Annotated in this window: 13 protein-coding genes and 2 pseudogenes; 8 read left to right on the top strand and 7 right to left on the bottom strand. The window is 42.7% G+C overall.

All coding sequences use genetic code 11. From position 1 onward, the window contains the following. The first annotated feature begins 19 nt into the window (after positions 1-19). A pseudogene (locus tag F6K63_RS06780) lies at positions 20-1,259 on the top strand (RNA-guided endonuclease InsQ/TnpB family protein). 323 nt (positions 1,260-1,582) lie between these two features. After that, positions 1,583-3,184 carry a serine/threonine-protein kinase gene (locus F6K63_RS06775; RefSeq protein ID WP_009149252.1) on the top strand — a complete coding sequence of 534 codons (1,602 nt, stop codon included), beginning with the start codon at positions 1,583-1,585 and terminating at the stop codon, positions 3,182-3,184. A gap of 301 nt (positions 3,185-3,485) precedes the next feature. Here F6K63_RS06775 and F6K63_RS06770 read toward each other — a convergent pair whose 3' ends face one another. Beyond that, positions 3,486-5,294: a DUF7380 domain-containing protein gene (locus F6K63_RS06770; RefSeq protein ID WP_287311383.1), complete on the bottom strand. Its 1,809-nt coding sequence runs from the start codon at positions 5,292-5,294 to the stop codon at positions 3,486-3,488. 368 nt (positions 5,295-5,662) lie between these two features. Between F6K63_RS06770 and F6K63_RS06765 the strand changes: the two genes are divergently transcribed. Next, positions 5,663-5,797, top strand: coding sequence for a hypothetical protein (locus tag F6K63_RS06765; protein ID WP_267872078.1), 135 nt, complete (start codon positions 5,663-5,665; stop codon positions 5,795-5,797). Positions 5,798-6,038: 241 nt separating this feature from the next. Here F6K63_RS06765 and F6K63_RS06760 read toward each other — a convergent pair whose 3' ends face one another. The 4 genes and pseudogenes from F6K63_RS06760 to F6K63_RS37650 form a co-directional block, all read right to left on the bottom strand. Beyond that, the gene (locus tag F6K63_RS06760) at positions 6,039-6,275 is read right to left on the bottom strand and encodes a hypothetical protein (RefSeq protein ID WP_009149254.1); all 237 of its coding nucleotides are present in this window, start codon (positions 6,273-6,275) and stop codon (positions 6,039-6,041) included. A gap of 189 nt (positions 6,276-6,464) precedes the next feature. Next, complete coding sequence (locus F6K63_RS06755; protein ID WP_287311381.1) at positions 6,465-6,893, bottom strand: hypothetical protein; 429 nt, start codon at positions 6,891-6,893, stop codon at positions 6,465-6,467. Positions 6,894-7,134: 241 nt separating this feature from the next. Beyond that, positions 7,135-7,470: a XisI protein gene (locus tag F6K63_RS37655; RefSeq protein WP_044494438.1), complete on the bottom strand. Its 336-nt coding sequence runs from the start codon at positions 7,468-7,470 to the stop codon at positions 7,135-7,137. Between the two features lie 36 nt (positions 7,471-7,506). Further along, a pseudogene (locus F6K63_RS37650) lies at positions 7,507-7,902 on the bottom strand (DUF29 domain-containing protein); the annotation flags it as partial. Positions 7,903-9,347: 1,445 nt separating this feature from the next. On the opposite strand from F6K63_RS37650, the gene F6K63_RS06745 reads away from it, so the two are divergent. From F6K63_RS06745 to F6K63_RS06730, 4 genes are all read left to right on the top strand, one after another. Then, on the top strand, positions 9,348-10,832 hold the full coding sequence (locus F6K63_RS06745) for an Ig-like domain-containing domain (RefSeq protein ID WP_287311379.1): 1,485 nt from the start codon (positions 9,348-9,350) through the stop codon (positions 10,830-10,832). A 607-nt stretch (positions 10,833-11,439) separates the two neighbouring features. Further along, the gene (locus tag F6K63_RS06740; RefSeq protein ID WP_009149275.1) at positions 11,440-11,817 is read left to right on the top strand and encodes a VOC family protein; all 378 of its coding nucleotides are present in this window, start codon (positions 11,440-11,442) and stop codon (positions 11,815-11,817) included. A 27-nt stretch (positions 11,818-11,844) separates the two neighbouring features. Next, positions 11,845-13,161 (top strand): recombinase family protein, encoded by a 1,317-nt coding sequence (locus F6K63_RS06735; RefSeq protein WP_287311377.1) that lies wholly within the window; start codon positions 11,845-11,847, stop codon positions 13,159-13,161. A 763-nt stretch (positions 13,162-13,924) separates the two neighbouring features. Then, positions 13,925-14,158 carry a hypothetical protein gene (locus F6K63_RS06730; protein WP_287254135.1) on the top strand — a complete coding sequence of 78 codons (234 nt, stop codon included), beginning with the start codon at positions 13,925-13,927 and terminating at the stop codon, positions 14,156-14,158. A 55-nt stretch (positions 14,159-14,213) separates the two neighbouring features. Here F6K63_RS06730 and F6K63_RS06725 read toward each other — a convergent pair whose 3' ends face one another. Both F6K63_RS06725 and F6K63_RS06720 read right to left on the bottom strand, forming a co-directional pair. Then, on the bottom strand, positions 14,214-14,474 hold the full coding sequence (locus F6K63_RS06725; protein ID WP_287311375.1) for a MoaD/ThiS family protein: 261 nt from the start codon (positions 14,472-14,474) through the stop codon (positions 14,214-14,216). 628 nt (positions 14,475-15,102) lie between these two features. Beyond that, on the bottom strand, positions 15,103-15,426 hold the full coding sequence (locus tag F6K63_RS06720; RefSeq protein WP_287311373.1) for a hypothetical protein: 324 nt from the start codon (positions 15,424-15,426) through the stop codon (positions 15,103-15,105). An 827-nt stretch (positions 15,427-16,253) separates the two neighbouring features. Between F6K63_RS06720 and mutS the strand changes: the two genes are divergently transcribed. Further along, the gene (gene mutS, locus F6K63_RS37645; RefSeq protein WP_287311371.1) at positions 16,254-19,295 is read left to right on the top strand and encodes a DNA mismatch repair protein MutS; all 3,042 of its coding nucleotides are present in this window, start codon (positions 16,254-16,256) and stop codon (positions 19,293-19,295) included. Positions 19,296-19,329 lie beyond the last annotated feature (34 nt).

The raw sequence follows: 19,329 nt of genomic DNA, 5'->3' as shown, positions 1-19,329 counted from the left end.
GGCTAAGGAGGTAAGCAAAGTGTTTAATCTCACCTACGAGTTCAAGCTAAAACCCACCAAACAACAATCAAAAATATTTGAAGACTGGTTGGAGCAATGCCGCAAGGTCTATAATTATGGATTAGCTGAGCGCAAGGATTGGTATAAGTCTCGTAGCTGTCAGATTAACGCTTGCTCTGTCCGTAGTGAGTACATTATTCCAACAGATGCGTGCGCGTCCTACTTATGCCAGTCAGTGTCGTGGGTTAACTGCTGCTAGGAAAACTATTGAAGAATTAAGAGCTGTTCAAGTTCATGTTTTACAGCAAACACTAAAAAGACTAGAAAAAGCTTTTGTTAGTATGTGGGAGCAAGGCCATGGTTTTCCTCGCTTTAAGAAGCACGGACAAATGCGGTCTTTTGTTTTTCCGCAACTAGGTGTTAAACCCCTCGAACCTGGCAGAGTAAAACTCCCCAAGATTGGCTGGGTGAAGTTGAGACAATCACGAGAGATACCTGGCTTAGCTAGAGTCAAGCAAGCTAGAGTGATTAAACGATCCTCGGGTTGGTATGTAATGCTCACGTTAGCGTGGGACGTAAATATTCCCCAAGTTATGCCTCACGGAGAAGCATTGGGGATTGATGTGGGAATTTCGCATTTTGTGGCTGTCAGCAACGGTGCTCTGTTTCCTAATCCGCGCCCTTTCAAACGCCTCGAACGCAAGCTTAAATTGCTGCAAAGGAGGGTAAGTAGGAAACGCATTGGAAGTGGAAACCGTCGCAAAGCACAAGAGAAAGTCAACAAGTTACACGAACGAATCGCTAACATCAGAAAAGATGACTATTGGGAATTAGCTCATAATCTCTGCGATTGGGCTGGGATGATCTTTGTTGTTGGCGAAGCCTGTCCGAAGGACATAGATCTAAATCTCAAAGGGTTGGCTAGAGGGATGTTGGGTAAGCACTGCCTAGATGCAGGATGGGGACAGTTTTTCCAGGTATTAGAGCAATGCTGTTTTAAGCGTGGCGTTTATTTCCAAAAAGTAGACTCTAAAAAGACTAGTCAAGTCTGCCCCAATTGCTTAACTGAAACTGGCAAAAAGACGTTAGCTGAGCGTGTACATCGTTGTGAAAATTGCGGCTACACAACCGATAGAGATGTGGCAGCTGCTCAAGTAGTCCTTCTACGTGGACTTGCAGCCGTGGGACACAGGGTCAAGATGCTTTCCGAGGGCAAGTTTGTTGGAATCCCTATGAAGAAAGAATCCTCGTCCTTCTAGGACGGGGAGTGTCAAAAAAGTACACTACCTATGGTCAATACTAAATAAACGCTCTAAAATATAGGTAGCTTCATATACATTTTACTTGAATAACCCTTTACTTAACTCAAAATTGTCCTTTGTACCCTTAGATGGATGCCAAAAATAGGGTATCCTGGTTGAGGATCAGGTTTCACCGGAATAGTTGTCTAACTAAGGGGGTAGTAAAAGGCATTTTGCAGAAAATAAAGAAAAGTAAAAGACTATAAATAATCTTTGCTGCTCAGGTACTCCGAGCCAAAGTTTTAGTTCCAGTATGGGCAAAGGAACATCAGTAACGCTGAATGAGCTACTGTCTAAATCCTACCTGCACTCAGGCAAAAAACCCACAACACGCCGACTTTTGTCAGGCGTGCAGTTCTAAATTATTATTACTTGACCGCTATCGTGTGATCAAACCACTCGGTCAAGGGGGATTTGGAGCAACTTTCTTAGCAACAGATCAATCGTTGCCTGGTAAGCCGACCCGTGTAATCAAACAACTCCGCCCAAGTGCTAAAAGTTCAGAGATTTCACCGATGGCAAGGGATCTGTTTGAGCGAGAAGCCCGAACCTTGGGAGAAATTGGGAATCATCCCCAATTCCCACAGTTATTCGATTACTTTCAAGACAATGAGCATTTTTATCTGGTTCAGGAATACATTAGCGGTTTGACACTGCAACAGCAAGTCAGACGGTCTGGTTCATTCTCGGAAGAGGGAGTTAAACAATTTTTAAGTGAAATTCTACCACTCCTGCAATATATTCATCAGAAAAACGTAATTCACCGGGACATTAAACCAGCGAATATAATTCGTCGTGACCAAGACCGCAAACTGGTACTGATTGATTTTGGGGCTGTGAAAAACAGCCAAACCAATCCCTCCAATTCCTCAGACACAGTATTGACCAACTATGCCATAGGAACTCCAGGCTTTGCCCCTCCTGAACAAATGGCATTGCGACCTGTAATTGCTAGCGATATCTATGCAGTGGGGGTTACTTGCCTTTATTTGTTGACGGGTAAATCTCCCAAAGACCTCGATTATAATCCTTCTACTGGAGAAATAGTCTGGCAGACTAATGTCAACGTTAGTGACCACTTTGCTAAGGTTTTAAGAAAAATGCTGGAGTCTTCTGTCCGTTATCGCTATCAGTGCTCAGAAGACATCCTGAGAGCTCTTGACCTAGAGCCATATCTGGAGAGTTTAAACAAAAGCTTAGTGTCGCAACCCCTTGATGACGCTAATTCTCACTTCAACTCAGGGAATTTGGGTCCTGTGAATGGTTATTCATCCCCGTCGTCAGTTCAATCCCGAAGAATGGCAGAGCAAATTAGAGAATGGCGGGAGCGTCGGGGATTGAGCAATGGTCGAAGATCAGAACCTAAAAACGGTGGAGGTTTTACCAGTCACAGGGATTCTACAGCTGTGAGCGGTAGTAGGAGTAGCATTACAGGCAAGTCGAAGGGTAATGGCAAGTTGGAGGCGGAAACGTTATTAAAAGCTTACGGCTCTGGCAGAAGAGACTTTGCGGCTAAAGATTTGAGGGGACTTAACCTTAATAATGCCCAGTTATCTGGGATAATTTTCCGCCAGGGCAAACTGTTAAATATTAGTTTGAAGGGAGCGGATTTATCTAGTGCTAATTTTGGTGAAGCGAATCTCCATCAAGGCGACTTACGCAATGCCAATTTGGGTCGAGCTTACCTGAAAAAAGCTATTTTGACAGGAGCAGACTTGCGTGGGGCGAATCTTAGTTATGCTCATCTCGAAAATGCTAATCTGCGGGGAGCAAATTTGTGTGGGGCAAATCTTGCTAATGCTAAAGTTACTCAGGAACAATTGGCTCAAGCTAAGACTAATTGGACAACGGTACTTCCTACTGGTAAGCGGGGGTTTTGGTGATATAGCAAAGGGAGTGGGGAGTAGGGAGTAGGGAGTAGGGAGTAGGGAGTAGGGAGTAGGGAATTGGGAATCGGGAATCGGGAATCGGGAATCGGGAATAGGAAGAAAGAGATGCGATTATTTTTTGGTGTTATGATAAAGCCGCAATTTTAATAATAAATTGTCTAGCTTGCGGTCGGGTGAAGTGATTGGTTAAACTTTTTTGGTGGTTCAGTAGCGGTCATGAGTTATTTGAGTACATTTGTTATGGGAATTTGACATGCTCCCAACACACCCTACAAAATTAGCGATCGCACTAATGTTAGATTGCGTCAGTACTTGTCTTTGATTGCTCAACTTGCTGCTGATGTATCAACATAGGCAAGCAACAAAGCCTCAATGTAAGGCACCAGACATATGACATCAATGGACTCATAAAGTCACCATCGCTAATCAAACCATGAGCCATACGATTTCTTAAGTTACTACCAGCATGTTCAACCAGTAAACATTTCAATTCAAATAGCATAGTTTCATCAAAAATAGAGGTTATCTTTGAATGAGCAAGAGTCTTGCTCAAACTAAATTCATCCTGAATACCCTTGTCTTTCAACTTAGAAGTAATGATGCCTCTTTGCCACATGATATAACGGATAGAGTTTTCAATTTGGGGAATTAGGATGTGGGTAGATGTGAAAAAGTCTCCAGTAAGTCCAGCATACAGCCCCTTTGCAAACAGGTACTCACGCTGAGGTGGAATAAATGGACTATGGCGAACTATGAAGAGAATATCGTTAAGTCGCACACAATGCTCTAAATTAATCTGATATCTGGCAGGTTCAATATATGCTTGAGCTTGTAGATGATAATACTCAATGGCTTTCTGGCACATATAAAAATTGGTTGCACGCTCCGCTTCTTCAGGATCACTGGAGAGAACAGAAGCTGGTTGAATAGCAACAGTTTTGCCCATTTCATTTATTATGTTAATAGGGACAAGATGAATTCCTAAAGAGTTATGAGCGTCCTGCTGTACTTGTTGTCTCAATTTAGAGACATTAGTTGGAACAGCCAAAACAGACAAAGCGAAGAGTGCCTCTTTAAAGTCTTTGCCCTTAACCGAATTTATGGCTTCCTCTACGACCTTGCTAATATCCATTTTATGAGAAATGGTCATCATCTCGTTGCGACTTTCTTCTTGGTACTGAAGAAGCAGCCTGTGAAGTTCCTCGGCTCTTGCTTTGGCATCCACAGTTTCTTCCTTTGTTCCTCGAATGCTTCTAAAGGCTTTAACAGCTTGTTGTAACAAGCCTGATGCGGCCATGTAGCTTGGTGGAGTTCTTTTGAGAGCAGAGTCGGCTTCCTTGACATAAGTCTCAGCGGCTGACATTGAAGCAGCAAGCTCTTTGCTGTAGTCTTTATCCATACGATGCCATTTTGCTTTAATACTCCAGAATCTTCTTGCTATTGCCCAATTAGAGCTTGATTCTGCTAAATTTGCTGCTTTTTCAGCCAGGGCTGCATATTTGACTGGTTCTCCACATTTATGTTCCTGCAATAGCTCCATTAACCTTGGAGATGGCCACCAAGAGTCTTCGCCTTCATAGCATTCAAGAACTGCTTCTATATGTTTAAAAACAACTTTGTCCTTATTTTTAAATTGGCGTTCCAGCCGAAATGCTCGTTCTATTCTGTCCAAAGAATCCTTCCAATTATTAGAGCTTTCTAAGGTAGTTGCTGATTGTAAGTAAGCGGTAATTGACAACTGAGCCATTAGATCGTCACGTCGTCTGACCCAGAGAATATCTGCTACTCGCGCTTGAAGTTCAGGATCTGATATTTCAGGTGCGATTTCAGCAATAAAATTTAGCTGCTCCTCTGTAAGATTCTTAAACCTATCAGTAAACAACTCTTCGGTTAATGCTGGATTCATTGGAGCGTTAGTCACGGCTGCCAGAATTTCAAAAACAGCTTGTTTTGTGAAATTTCCTGATTCTTGCGCCTCTTGGACTTTTTTATCAAAAGCAATACAATAGGTGATACAATTCTTCGGTTCGCTGCTGTTCACTACATCTTGCCAGCAAGTGTTAGTGAAGTCATTTTTTTTAAGAGGTGGGTTCAGTTCTGACATAGTGCTAATTCATTCTTTTTTTTATACTTTGCCAAAATTTTATTCAATTAGCTTGAGTATAAACACTGAATAATAAATTTTCAAGGACTACCCCACTAGTAACTTAAGCAATCGAATTACTAATTATTATACTAAAATTGTTTGATCATACGGTCTAATTATAATAACGGGCACCTTATATTTATAAGGATTCAGCTGAGACTAAAAATCATAATTTATTACCTATTTACTATAACTTCAGTTGTGGATAACATCTCTACAAAAATCTTGAATATTATCTCTATCAGTATGCTCTTGATAGTTGACTAATATTTCTGAGATTATTTGTTCAGTAGTTTTCCTACCCTGAGGAGGTATCAAGTGGCTCATTGTTGTTATTATTTCCTGAGGAGATTACGGATAAAACAAGGATTAGGGCTGGTGTGGAATTCCATGCGATCGCATATACCCTAATCCGAGATATATTTTTTTTTGAGAGTTATGTTAATATTCTACTGGGTTAGGTGTTAAGCCCTAATCAGTGATTCTGCGGGAAGTTTCCTGAAAGTCGTCGGTTTATCTGGTATGATTTCCTTAACAGCCACAGAAGCTTGAGATTTTGCAGTCTGCTGATAAAGACTCCAGAAGCAATAATCGAGCTAAGAGTCTTTGAAGTATCAAACAACAGTATCGAGTCTTAGATATTGACGTAGTCTAAAGGTGGTGCGTTACGGGGCGGGCTCTCCAAACGTTGATATTGATTGATCATAGCTGATATTCTTGATCAAGACTTGCCGCATAATCGCTCATTCCCACTTCAGCAAGAGCGCGATCTTCCTGGGCAAACTCATGAGAAAGGGCTTTTAACTGAGCAGGATCAAGAACAATCCGACAACGTTTATCTTGAAACTTAAGAAATGCAATAAAATCAGCGACTTGCTGAAGTTGTTCAGCAGTAAGTAGATCCAGGTCTTGCTTGATAGCTTCGGTGCTGATTGACATAGCAGTAACTTAGTACAGTAATGATTTATAGGTTATTGGCCAAAAATTTTGAATCTAGTAGGGCTGATGGCTGATAGCTGATACGCGACACGCTGATAGCTGAGGGCTGTTCGCGTAGCGTGCGCGTAGCGCATATGCTTACAGTTGACTGTACCTCATAAATACGACAAACGCTATCAACAAGTTTAGCTAGGGACAAGGTTCAATTGTCCAATCTTTAGGTTTCTCACTTTTATAACAGGACTGTTGACGACCTGCTTCTTTTAAATTCCATTTACCGGTAGATTGATCGAATTTAAACTGAAGTCGATAACGCCTGCCCCTAACTTTGTCATCAGGTAGATTCATCTGGGTCAGAATCACGATTTTCTCAAAAGCTTGCTGATCAATCACCTTGATTTCTTCAGTAAACTCACTCTTGACCGTTGCTTTGTTACCAAATAACTCTAATGCGATCGCTTCCGGATCATCTCCTATTCCCTTACCTTTGATCTCAGCTAGATTCAAGGGTTGATAACGAGATTTTTCTAACGCATCATCAGAGGGATTACAACCCATTAAGATTAAGCTAATAGTCAACCCTACTACTATAAGCGGTAACCTGTCTTTTCTATCCATGGTCATTTAAAATTAAATTGGTTATAGCCTTGATTTTATCAAACACGAATCAATTTTTGGCGTTGCTGATTCTGGGTATGGTTTCGCCCCCCTAGCCCCCCAAGCGAGCAATCCCTCGCTTGGGGGGAACAAAACTCGGAAAGTCCCCCAAGCGAGCAATCCCTCGCTTGGGGGACCAACGGGGGCTTTAATAAAACCAGATAATCGCGCATTCATTCCTTCATTCAGCAACGCCCAATTTTTAATTGACGGCAAATTCAGTTTGCTGACGCATTTCGGGAGGATAGAAAGCTAAAACAATATTTTCTTTAGGAATGCCAGCATTAATTAAATCAGTAGTGATCCCCGTTTCTATTCCATCATATTCAATATAAATTTTAGTATTTTTTAGAGTAATATATATTAGGTTTCCTCTGATTCTTTTTCCCTGTGACCATCCTACCTGCATTAATCCATAGTGCTCTCGTGTTTCGTCAAAAATGGGGTCAAGTCGGATGTCTCCATGAGAGGGACGAAATTGAGCGTATTTTAGAATAACTTGTTTTATTATTTCTCGATAGGTCGTTTGGGTATCCATTGTTTGACCTCTAATTGGAGGAAACCAATCCGATTGGATTTGCTCAGGGGAATAGGGACAGTGGTCAGGAAAGTCCCAATCGGAAATTCCGGTTTCATTAGCAGCATCGGCTCTCGCATCACCATAAACTTTTGATAAATCTGCCCAGTATCGCTTTAAACTAGGAGTATCTCTGAGATAGCGTTTAAGGTGATTGCGCTCTCGTTTGATCGTGATTTCCCAAGACCTAGACCGTTTTTCAGGTTGATATTCCCATTTCAACAGATGTTGAATCGTTAAACGAATAGAGCAGAAAAAGCGGTCTCGCTCTCGTTTACTCAAGTCTTCAATCTCTTCTAGGAGATTAACCCAGTCTACTTCACTATATCGTTCTTCTTTGATCAGGGAAACTTGTTGTTCAACCCATTGGATGATGTCAGTTTCATAGAGCATTTTTTCCTCCGAAATCTAACTAAACCTGTAGGTTGGGTGGAACGAACTGCTCCCGCTAACCCAACCTACGAATAACGCTACTGCGAGATGTAACAGGACTGCCGTCAGCGCCTGCAAACCAAGAAACCTGGTGAGCAAATAAAAGGTGCTGCCAAATACCCCATCGGTAACACCAAAAGGAAAACCGCCCCACTAACAACGCCCCCACCCCCAGAAAAGGCATGGGGTTTGTCGTTGGGATTGCGAAAACCAATGATCTAGCGCTATGCTGTCACCCCTGTAATGATGCCAGACAGCAAACATGCCAATCAGCGTATGCAGCTTCAATATTCCCTTTGCTGCTGTGTAGGGTTCTGCTAATCCGGCTTCAATTTACCCAAAAATAACAGCAATAACGATAGAAATAGTCGCAAAAAATAAATTCTACCAACTTACCTCATACCAGGGATAATTAGGGGGAAAGTAGCCGATCGGGTCACCAAAGACCGCAAACAATATCATGGAAATCACAAAATGAACCACAATCGGAGCAATTGTCTTGGGATACGGCAAGTGGTGATCGTTGAGTGGGGCGAGATACTCTAGGATATTGTTCTCAATCAGGTCTCAATTAGGAATTGCTCTCAAACCTTACACTAATAAATCACACTAAAAGGATACTATAAAATTAGTTGGCATCTTTGAGATTAGAGCCATAAAAACGACCAGGTTCAGAGTGATAAGCAATAAAATAACATAAAATTGTTGTGGTTTGATGTCTTTCCAAAAAATCACTGCGATTCTCCTAATTTCTAGTTGGTTTCCTTAGGTATAAATCCTCAAAAATGTGGATTTATTTTAGACTTTAGCGGATAGTTTGGCAGATATATAGTTAGTGCAGGGTAATTTTTAACCCAACAACCATTTGTGTCAAATGAATTGTCTCAAATGACACGGTTTCAAAAGCAGGCAGCTAGCTCCAGTTAGTAGATATAGCCACTAGATAGAGCAAGTATAGCCAGACCTGAATTCAGATATATCACCTGGTCTTAGTATAGCCAGCTAACCCTAGGTGTTAGTAGATTTTTCAGGAATTTTTAAGATTTATTACAAAGCCAAAAAGGTTGACAATTTGTCTGATCTAATTTTGAGAATTTGTCTTGTGATAAACCTGATCACCTGGTGATCAATTAAACTAGTCGATATCAGGGATTTTAACTATAGCATTTCTCAGTTATCAATTGCTTAAGGTACTTTCGTCCTAGGTTTTAGGGAGTAGGGAGTAAGGAGTAGGGATTAGGGAGTAGGGAGTAGGGAGTAGGGAGTAGGGAATAGGTACAAAATTCTGTGTACCTCATTACTATCAGAACCGCTAGATAAAGTCTTGGTTGTATAAATTAAATGGCATTTGCTCTGGAAACTCTAGACTAGAACTCTGGACTAATTTTACTGATGGATTTAATTAGATGAAGAGTCAAACCTTTCTTCAACCCATTGACCGTACTGCTGGCGCAGTCATACTTATACTGAGTCTACTGATTGGTATATTACTGTGGACTGGCGATCGCACTGCCCCCAGGGTACGGAAATTTACGTGGCAAGATAAACAAGTCGGTGCGGAGGATAAAGCGTTTATCCTAACCTTCAGCCGTCCTATGGATCAGACTAGTGTGGAAACTAATCTGAAGATTGTTCCACCCATACCGGGCAAAATTAGCTGGGCTGGACGTAAAATGGCTTATACTCCGCTGCTCCCTTTACCCTATGGCACCGAGTATAAATTCCAGCTCACTGGAGCAGTAGACCAATTCGCTAAGCCTGGCAACAAGACTGCCATGGAACCGTTCAAGGCATCTTTCCGTACCCGTGACCGAGCCTTTGCCTATGTGGGTGTTCAGGCAGAAGAAAAGGGGCGATTAATTTTCTATAATCTCACTCGCCAACAAAAAACTATCTTGACCCCTCCAGATTTGGTGGTTATGGACTTTAAGTTCTATCCTGATGGCAGCCGACTTCTTTTTTCTGCTGTTGATAGTCAGAATCAAGAACAGGACTTGCTCTCGGCCAAATTATATACTGTGACCACGGGCATATCTACTCGTGCCCCAGCTCAAGCTCCCGTATCCTCAGACTCTGATGGGTTAGTTGAGCAGGTTCTCGATAGCAAAGACTACCAGAATCTGAAGTTTGATTTGTCTGCTGATGGTAAAACGATTGTGGTGCAGCGGGTCAGTCGGAGTAATCCTTCGGAATTTGGGCTGTGGACCATACAACCTGGTACCAAACCGAGACCATTAGACCATGAACCAGGAGGAGATTTTATGATTACTCCTGATAGCAACGCAATCGCGATGGCTCAAGGTCAGGGAGTGGGCATTTTACCCTTGACACCAAATGCTCAACCCCTAGACTTTTTACCGAAGTTTGGCATGGTCATAAACTTTGCTAAGGATGGTTCAGCAGCAGTGATGGTGAAGTTTAATTCTGACTATACGCGATCGCTATTTTTAGTCAAAAACCAGGGCTCTGAGCAAGAGATACTGCGCACCACTGGTTCTGTCCATAGTTGTGAATTCTCGGCGCAAAACCAGATTCTCTATTGTCTGCTCAGCCAACTCATTGCTGGGGAAGAATTCAAAGAAGAACCTTTCCTAGCAGCGATTAACCTTAAACCTAATGAAAAGAATGAGTATACCTTAAAGCGCTTGATAGTTTTACCGGAGCAACAGGAAGTTCATATGAGTTTGTCCCCAGATGACTTAGGCATACTCTTTGATCAACTGGTTCCTGAACGGTCATCTGAGGAAGGTTTGATCACTGATGAAGGACAAATAATTGCCAATGCTAGACTGTGGCTATTACCTTTAGTGGATGATACATCGTCAGATACTCCAGTGAAGCTGGAAGCGGAACCACTCCTAACTGGATTTAATGCTCGTTGGCTACCTTGAAGGTTAGCAGGTTGAAGGTTAGCTGGTTGAAGGTTAGTAGGTTGAAGGTTAGTAGGTTGAAGGTTAGCTGGTTGAAGGTTAGCTGGTTGAAGGTTAGCTGGTTGAAGGTTAGCTGGTTGAAGGTTAGCTGGTTGAAGGTTAGCTGGTTGAAGGTTAGCTGGTTGAAGGTTAGCTGGTTGAAGGTTGGCTAGTTGAAGGTTGGCTGGTTGAAGGTTGGCTGGTTGAAAGTTAGTAGGTTGAAGGTTAGCCGGTTGAAGGTTAGCCGGTTGAAGGTGTTTTTTTTTGGAAGGGTGTTTGGTTGTTCGCGTAGCGTGGCCTTTTGGCCAAGGGTGAAGGTTGGTAAAATAACCGAGCAACCTGTAACCTGTAACCTGTAACCTGTAACCAAACAACCTTGAAACCTTCAAACCTTCAACCTGTAACCAAACAACCTGTAACCAAACAACCTTAAACCTAATAACCTTCAACCTTAAACCTTCAACCTTCAACCATCAAACCTTCAACCTTAAACCTAATAACCTTCAACCTTCAACCTTCAACCTTCAACCTTCAACCTTCAACCTAATAACCTTCAACCTAATAACCTGTAACTTGACATCAAAAGACTATGGAAATTAATCAGTGTCTTCATGTTGCTGTTTTAGTTTCTGATTTGGAAAAGGCAGAGCATTTTTACGGTAATATTTTGGGATTATCTAAAGTTAATCGAGAGCTGAGATTTCCTGGTGCTTGGTACCAAGTTGGTCAATTCCAAATTCACCTGATGGTTAATCCTAATGCTAAAGTTGACCTAAAAAATCCTGAAAAATGGGGTCGTAATCCCCACATTGCCTTTAGTGTAGTAAATTTAGATGAAGCGAAGGAATGTCTACACGCTCATGGTTACCCGATTCAATTGAGCTCATCTGGTCGTGCGGCATTGTTTACCCAAGATCCAGATTGTAATATTATTGAGCTTAGTGAGATTAATAAGATTAGCACTTAGGGTTTAACGTAGGGATGGGGAGAATAAATGAAAACCATTGCCTACCTGTACAGCAATCCTCTACTTGACCCGGTGCCTGACCCAGAAGTTTGGGGTTTGGAGGTGGATCAGGTCTATCTAGATTTGGGAGGACGCCAGCAGTGGCAGCAGTTAGTTGCGGATTGCCAAGCTCAAGCTCCTGATTACTTGCTAATTCGTCGTCTGGAAGAACTGGGAGAGTGTTTGGCTGAAATTAGCGATCGCATTACCCAAATTGAAACCCTCGGTGTTTGCTTGATTGCCACAGAACAATCTTACAATTCTGCTCAGCTAACGGATGCTACCAACTACACTACAATTCGCGCTAGCTTACTGAAACTAATACACGAAATCCAGCAGGAAGTCAACAGCCGCCGCCTTCGGCAAGGACATGCTCGTAATCGCCTCAAAGCCTTACCTCCACCAGGAAAAGCCCCCTATGGCTATCGGCGGGGCAAAGACCGCTATCTAATTGACCGCAGTACTGCACCGGTGGTTAAGGATTTTTTTGAACAGTTTCTGCTTTATGGTTCCTTGCGGGGTGCAGTACGGTATTTAGAGCAAAAATATGGTAAACGGATTTCCGTGACTACCGGGCGTCGTTGGCTAACAAATCCGGTTTATCGGGGAGACCTTGGCTATCAAAAAAATGGTGAGGTCATTTCCGATACCCATAGCGCCATTTTGAATCGCGAAGAAGCCGCACAGATTGACCGACTGCTCAGGCGCAACCGACAATTACCTCCTCGTACCGCCAGTGCTCCCCGTTCTTTGGCCGGGTTAGTGGTTTGTGAGGAATGCCAGTCGGGGATGACCGTTGTTAGTGTTACTCAATATCGTAAAAACAAACAATATCTCTACCTACGTCCGATTCATTGTCCTAAGCATCCAAAATGCCGTGCTATTAGTTATGAACAGGTTTTGGAGCAAACTATTCAACTGATATGTCAGGAATTACCCCGTGCTGTTGCTGCTATGAATGCTCCCAGCTTGGATGGGGTGAAGGAATCCCTTAAGGGGAAAATTACTCAAAAAAAGGATAATTTAGAGCAACTACCTCTGTTAACCTCTAGTGGGGTGCTTGATCAAGACACTGCTGATTTACGAGCATACAAACTACGCACAGAAATTTCCCAATTACAGGAGCAGCTAGCTGCTTTGCCGCCAGTGAATTTAAAAGCGATCGCTAAGACAGTATCCATTCCTCAATTCTGGATTGATTTATCAGAATCAGAGCGTCGGTTTTACTTTCGGGAGTTTATTCAAAAAATTGAAATCCTGCGTCAGGTAAAAGAATTGCAGCTGCAACTTGTGTTTATTTTTTAAGTAAGCTATCAGCTATCAGCGTGTCGCGTATCAGCTATCAGCGTGTCGCGTATCAGCTCTCAGCTATCAGCTCTCAGCTCTCAGCTCTCAGCTCTCAGCTCTCAGCTCTCAGCTCTCAGCTATCAGCGTGTCGCGTATCAGCTCTCAGCTATCAGCGTGTCGCGTATCAGCTCTCAGCTATCAGCTCTCAGCTATCAGCCAAAGGCCATGCTTGGCCTTTGGCCACGCTGCGCGAACGCGAATGGCTGACGGCTGACCGCTGACCGCACCTCAAGTAGCGTGTGCGTAGCGCATATGCTTACTTTTTTAGGGGTTATTTTTTAGCCTAATGTTGTCTAGTTTTTAGACTATAATTTGCTCAGCCATGCTGCTACTTATAGCTTGCACCTTCAATATCTCAGTTGTAGGCACCCACAAATTATATCATGTCCGGATAATTAGTTATAAAACACCATTACCCTTGAAACCTTACTCCTTTACTTCTGCCTTATGCCTTCTGCCTTCTGCCTTGCTTTCGCGCCTAGTATAAGTATGCAACCGGACTTGATATTACTCCTATTTTAAGCCACGCCGTTTGGCGAGGCATCCTGTAAAGTTATCCAAAGATTAATTACATTAGCTTTCACTAAGCTAGTCCTGCTCAGGAATTTTTGTAAAATTAAATACAGAAAATAGTTAAAGTTTACCCATTGTCTGGGAAGATTTTGGCTCGAAGCAGTCTCAGCTAGGGTAGACGGGAATTTTTTTATCTTGATGACGAACTATGAAACTTTTAGAACCGCAGACCCAAACCCTGACTTGGAACAGCTCCCCTAATCCCAACTTAGATCAGTCCCAGGAAGCGTTCCAACCTGGCACTTGGGTAAGTCTGTTAGAGCTACCTAATCCCTATAGCTTTGATGAAGCGCTACTGCTGTGCCAGATTTCAGAAGACCAGTGGGTATCCTGGATTCCTGATCATGGTGAAGCAACCCTACATATCAGTCAATTTTTCTGAGTTTTTCTAGAAACACAGCCCTTGGAGGCAAAAGGCTTGCAGGCACAATAATCGATTAGCCACCGCTCACAGGAGGAATCAGAACCACTTCATCCCCATCTTGCAAGGGGGTATCGGGGGGAACGAATTGGAGATTGATGCCAAAGCGCGTCACTTCACGCCATTGCTCCAGTTCTGGGTGTTCACTCAGTAAACGGTCTAGCACGGCTGATACTGATGTTTGAGGGGGAAATCCCAACTGGAGTTCTGGCAAGCCATAGGTTTCTTGATAGGCAGCAAAAAGCTTGACTGTAACGGTAATTGATGGTTGAGGCATAGTTGAATTTGGGTTCAAGCTCTTTTCTTCTATTTTATTCTGTTTTATTATATTTGGTTCTGTTTGATTTTAGTCTGCCTGACTAGACTGATACCCTTGGCACTATACTTTACAAATAAGATCAAATAAGATCAAATAAGATCAAATAAGATAGATGCACCCTCATGATCAAAGCAGTATTGACCCTAATTCAGATGTATTGTAAAACCTAAGTGACATATTTGACTAGATTGATCAAATAGCTAGTCCAGGGCAAACGCATCTTATTTTTGTACATGCTGACGGGGTCAGGATTTCAGCGATCGAGTTCTGCCCATGAATCAATTGATTAAATCCTTACTGGATAAGGGTTTGGCAATTTAGATGCCTTTGCTCTGTCTAGATTACAGGTAACTCAGCTAGCCTTCGAGTTAGCTTTAGATTCTCTTTACAAATCAGCTCTAAAACCATTGAGACTGTTTGGGGGCTGGCTAAAGGTGGGCGTAAGGGTTAAAAATATACAGAGGCGCATAGTCTAGTAACTCAACTAGTAAAATCATAAGCAACCTAACTGTAACTTAAGTTCACATTATAAATAAAAGCCTCAGCTATAACTGAGGCTTTTTAAAATAACTTTAAAAATTATAATTTACCAATTCATAAGGTTCTTTATTTCACTCAAAATATTCCGAGAACTGCTATCACAAGGATTAAAGCAAATAAGGTCTACTCTAATATGACCACCAGTAGGAGAACAAACAAGATTGTAAACAGAATTATTTCCTCTTATCCAACGGGTAGAATTGTTTGTATATCCTGGAACATTTTCAATTTGACCTTCATATACAAGAATTCTCATTTTTTCTATACCTTTACGAGCACAACTTCTTTCTCTTTCAGTACTAACTGGTCTCCAACCTGTACTACGTACACTTCCAGTAAGTGCTTTAGCTACTCCTTGGTTTAGGGTCATACTTAGCAAAGCTATAATAGATAGAGTGCTTAGTTTACTCAACATCATGAATTTCCAATATTACTAAAACAGATTATAGTAATAAATTGTGTTTTTAAACGTAACAAATTATTACTAAGTAGTCCAGGGTAAACGCATCTTGTCAATAAAGCGGGGGTAGTTCTCAATAAACCTGGCCTTATTGTGCTTATTGACAATAAATTTTCCACATATAGTGTTTATTTAATTTTTAAAACACTATATATAGGATTGAAAAAATTAGATGCGTTTACCCTGCTAAGTAGTCGAACAAAAGTAAACTTTAATATAGCAATTATAAATCATTTGTAAAATCATACAAATCTGGAATCGTTGCTGGACAAAGGTTATAGCGAACACTTTAGCCAATATATTTCACGAATCATTTAGGACTGCTATAAGTAGTCGGACAAAAGTAAACGGCACTATATTAACTTTTGTAAAATCCTGCGATCCCTCTCAAGGGAGTAGTGCATCCAAGAAGTGTGGCAATGATATGATGTTAAGGGAAAAACTAATCATCACTATCTATGCAGGGTAAGCGCATCTTGTCAACAAACTGGGGGTAGTTCTCAATAAACCCGGTGTTATTGTGCTTATTGACAAGATATTTTATACATATAGTGTTTATGGAAATAAAGAAACACTATATGTATGAATCAATCAATTAGATGTGTTTACTCTGCTGCCTAGTCTTGATAAAAATATTGCGATATAGTAATAACCCCTTAGTGGAAATGAATCTAACAAACCGAGGGTGAGTTGGATTTACCTCTTAATATAGAGTATTGGTATTTCTAGCTTAGTAAATGAGCAGATCCCCTCAAGCATCTACTCCCGAATCCAACGATAACCTTCCCAAAAGGGCAACTGAAGCAGCAAGGAAAGTTGCGCCTGAGAATACTGACCATCGGACAGTGGACCGCAGTAAGCTGACACCGATGATGCACCATTTTGCTGAACTAAAAGACCAGTATTCCCATGCTGTGCTGCTCTACAGAGTTGGGGACTTCTATGAAACCTTCTTTCAGGATGCCAGGATAATTTCTGAAGCCCTGGAACTGGTCTTAACCAGCAAAGAAGCTGGTAAGGGAGTGGGACGGGTGCCAATGACAGGGGTTCCTCACCATGCTTTGGACCGCTACAGCACCATGCTAGTGGAAAAAGGCTATGCGATCGCAATTTGTGACCAAGTGGAAGATGCCTCAGTAGCAGCCAAAGAAGGACGTCAGGTGCGCCGGGAAGTCACCCGTGTCCTTACCCCCGGTACCTTGATGGAAGAGGAGATGCTCCATGCTCGTCGTAACAATTTCTTGGCAGCAGTAGTAATTGCTAAGAATCATTGGGGTTTAGCCTATGCAGATATTTCCACTGGGGAATTTCTGACTACTCAAGACCGAGAGTTAGACCTGCTGGTTCAGGAATTGATGCGCTTGCAGCCGTCGGAGGTATTAATTCCCACCAATGCTCCCGATTTGGGGAGTATGCTAAGACCTGGTCAGACCTCTGAGAGTTTACCAGATTGTTTACCTAATTCATTTTGTTATGCACTCCGTCCCCAACGACACTTTACCTTGGCCGAAGCCCGACAGCGACTGTTGGAACAGTTCAGAGTGCGATCGCTAGAAGGGTTAGGGTGTGAACATCTGCCCCTTGGTGTCCGTGCTGCTGGTGGGTTGTTGGAATATCTAAAAGATACCCAAAAAGAAAATTATGTAGCGTTACAGATATTACGTACCTATACCATTGCTGATTATTTAATTCTCGACCACCAGACTCGTCGCAATCTGGAAATTACTGCTACTGTCCGAGATAACACCTTTAACGGTTCCCTGCTTTGGGCTCTAGATCGAACCAGTACAGCCATGGGAGGTAGAGCATTGCGGCGCTGGCTACTGCAACCATTACTAGAGATTAAGGGAATCCGGGCGCGACATGATACCATCGCGGAATTAGTGGAGAATACTGGACTGCGCCAGGACTTACAGCAGCTGCTTCGGAAAATTTATGACTTAGAGCGGTTGACAGGGAAAGCAAGTTCTGGTAGAGCTAATGCCAGAGATTTAGTCGCCTTAGGGGATTCTTTGTTGAGGTTACCGGAATTAGCTGACCTAGCGGCTTATGGCTCTTCTCCGTATCTGAAAGTGATGCAGAATGTACCGCCACAATTGGAAGAGTTAGGGCACACACTGCAGGAGCATCTGGTAGAGTCACCACCGTTGCATCTGACTGAAGGGAAATTAATTCGGCCTCAGGTCAATCAGCAGTTGGATGAAATGCGTGGTCAAGCCGAGGAGGATCAGCAGTGGATTGCTAATTTGGAAGTAACGGAGCGGGAAAAGACAGATATTCCCAAGCTGAAGGTAGGGTTTAATAAGACCTTTGGCTATTACATTAGTGTACCTCGTGCTAAGACAGCTCAGGTACCAGATAACTATATTCGGAAGCAGACGTTAGTTAATGAAGAGCGCTACATAACCCCAGAGCTGAAAGAACGGGAAGCACGGATTCTCACGGCTCGGGAGGATTTGAATCGTTTAGAGTATGAAATTTTTGTAGGCTTGCGCCATGAGGTAGGGCTGGAAGCTGAAAGGATTCGGGGTGTGTCTCGGGCAGTAGCAGCGTTGGATGTGTTGTCTGGATTAGCAGAGGTAGCTGTTTATCAGGGGTATTGTCGTCCCGATATGGATCAAAGCCGGGAAATTCGGATTATAGATGGACGGCATCCAGTGGTGGAACAGTCCTTGCCCAGTGGCTTGTTTGTACCCAATTCTGCGTTTTTAGGTCAAAACAAGTTGCAGGTTGACGGGGAGTTGAAGGTTGACGGCGAGTTGAAGGTTGACGGGGAGTTGAAGGTTGACGGGGAGTTGAACGTTGAAGGTTCTTCTGAGTTGAACGTTGAAAATTCTAACGAGCAACCTTCTAACCAGCAACCCGATAACGAGCAACCCGATAACGAGCAACCCGATAACGAGCAACCTGCTAACCTTCAACCTTCTAACCTTCAACCTTCTAACCTTCAACCTTCTAACCTTCAACCTTCTAACCTTCAACCTTCTAACCTTCAACCTTCTAACCTTCAACCTTCTAACCTTCAACCAAACAACCTGCAACCAAACAACCTGCAACCTGCCACCGAAACGGATATTCCTGATTTGATTATTTTGACCGGACCTAACGCCAGTGGGAAGAGTTGTTATTTGCGTCAGGTAGGATTGATTCAGTTGATGGCACAGGTGGGAAGTTTTGTGCCAGCATCGGAAGCAAGTTTGGGGATATGCGATCGCATTTTTACCAGAGTGGGTGCAGTGGATGATTTAGCAACAGGCCAGTCTACGTTTATGGTGGAAATGAACGAGACAGCGAATATTCTCAATCATGCTACGGATAAGTCTTTAGTGTTGTTGGATGAGATTGGTCGAGGGACAGCAACCTTTGATGGTCTTTCCATCGCTTGGGCGGTCGGGGAGTATTTGGCCATGGAAATTAAGGCACGGACAATTTTTGCCACCCATTATCATGAGTTGAATGAGTTAGCCTCGATTTTGCCCAATGTCGCTAATTATCAAGTGACCGTAAAAGAGTTAGCGAATGAAATCATCTTTTTGCATCAGGTACAGCCAGGAGGAGCTAACCGTTCTTATGGCATTGAGGCAGGACGTTTAGCGGGTTTACCAACCTCAGTGATTAATCGGGCGAAGCAGGTGATGAAGCAAATTGAGAAGCACAGTAAAATTGCCCTGGGGTTGCGCAAGGGGATTGGCAAACAATTGTTAGCGAGGAAGACAACTGGCCAAAAGATGAGCGACCAAGAGATGACCATCGAGCAGTTGGATATTTTTGATGACTAAGGCAGCATCGTTGTGATCTGATCAACAGCGACAC

Origin of the sequence: Moorena sp. SIO1G6 (assembly GCF_010672795.1) — a bacterium.
In the GTDB taxonomy this organism is placed as follows: domain Bacteria; phylum Cyanobacteriota; class Cyanobacteriia; order Cyanobacteriales; family Coleofasciculaceae; genus Moorena; species Moorena producens.
This window is presented reverse-complemented; position numbering and strand designations above follow the sequence as displayed.

What these genes read in the sequence shown, in the direction of transcription:
- F6K63_RS06720 (WP_287311373.1), bottom strand. Translation starts at nt 15,426, where the DNA reads ATGACCCTAAACCAAGGAGTAGCTAAAGCACTTACTGGAAGTGTACGT.
- F6K63_RS06725 (WP_287311375.1), bottom strand. Translation starts at nt 14,474, where the DNA reads ATGCCTCAACCATCAATTACCGTTACAGTCAAGCTTTTTGCTGCCTAT.
- F6K63_RS06730 (WP_287254135.1), top strand. Translation starts at nt 13,925, where the DNA reads ATGAAACTTTTAGAACCGCAGACCCAAACCCTGACTTGGAACAGCTCC.
- F6K63_RS06735 (WP_287311377.1), top strand. Translation starts at nt 11,845, where the DNA reads ATGAAAACCATTGCCTACCTGTACAGCAATCCTCTACTTGACCCGGTG.
- mutS (WP_287311371.1), top strand. Translation starts at nt 16,254, where the DNA reads ATGAGCAGATCCCCTCAAGCATCTACTCCCGAATCCAACGATAACCTT.
- F6K63_RS06740 (WP_009149275.1), top strand. Translation starts at nt 11,440, where the DNA reads ATGGAAATTAATCAGTGTCTTCATGTTGCTGTTTTAGTTTCTGATTTG.
- F6K63_RS06770 (WP_287311383.1), bottom strand. Translation starts at nt 5,294, where the DNA reads ATGTCAGAACTGAACCCACCTCTTAAAAAAAATGACTTCACTAACACT.
- F6K63_RS06760 (WP_009149254.1), bottom strand. Translation starts at nt 6,275, where the DNA reads ATGTCAATCAGCACCGAAGCTATCAAGCAAGACCTGGATCTACTTACT.
- F6K63_RS06775 (WP_009149252.1), top strand. Translation starts at nt 1,583, where the DNA reads ATGAGCTACTGTCTAAATCCTACCTGCACTCAGGCAAAAAACCCACAA.
- F6K63_RS06755 (WP_287311381.1), bottom strand. Translation starts at nt 6,893, where the DNA reads ATGGATAGAAAAGACAGGTTACCGCTTATAGTAGTAGGGTTGACTATT.
- F6K63_RS06745 (WP_287311379.1), top strand. Translation starts at nt 9,348, where the DNA reads ATGAAGAGTCAAACCTTTCTTCAACCCATTGACCGTACTGCTGGCGCA.
- F6K63_RS37655 (WP_044494438.1), bottom strand. Translation starts at nt 7,470, where the DNA reads ATGGATACCCAAACGACCTATCGAGAAATAATAAAACAAGTTATTCTA.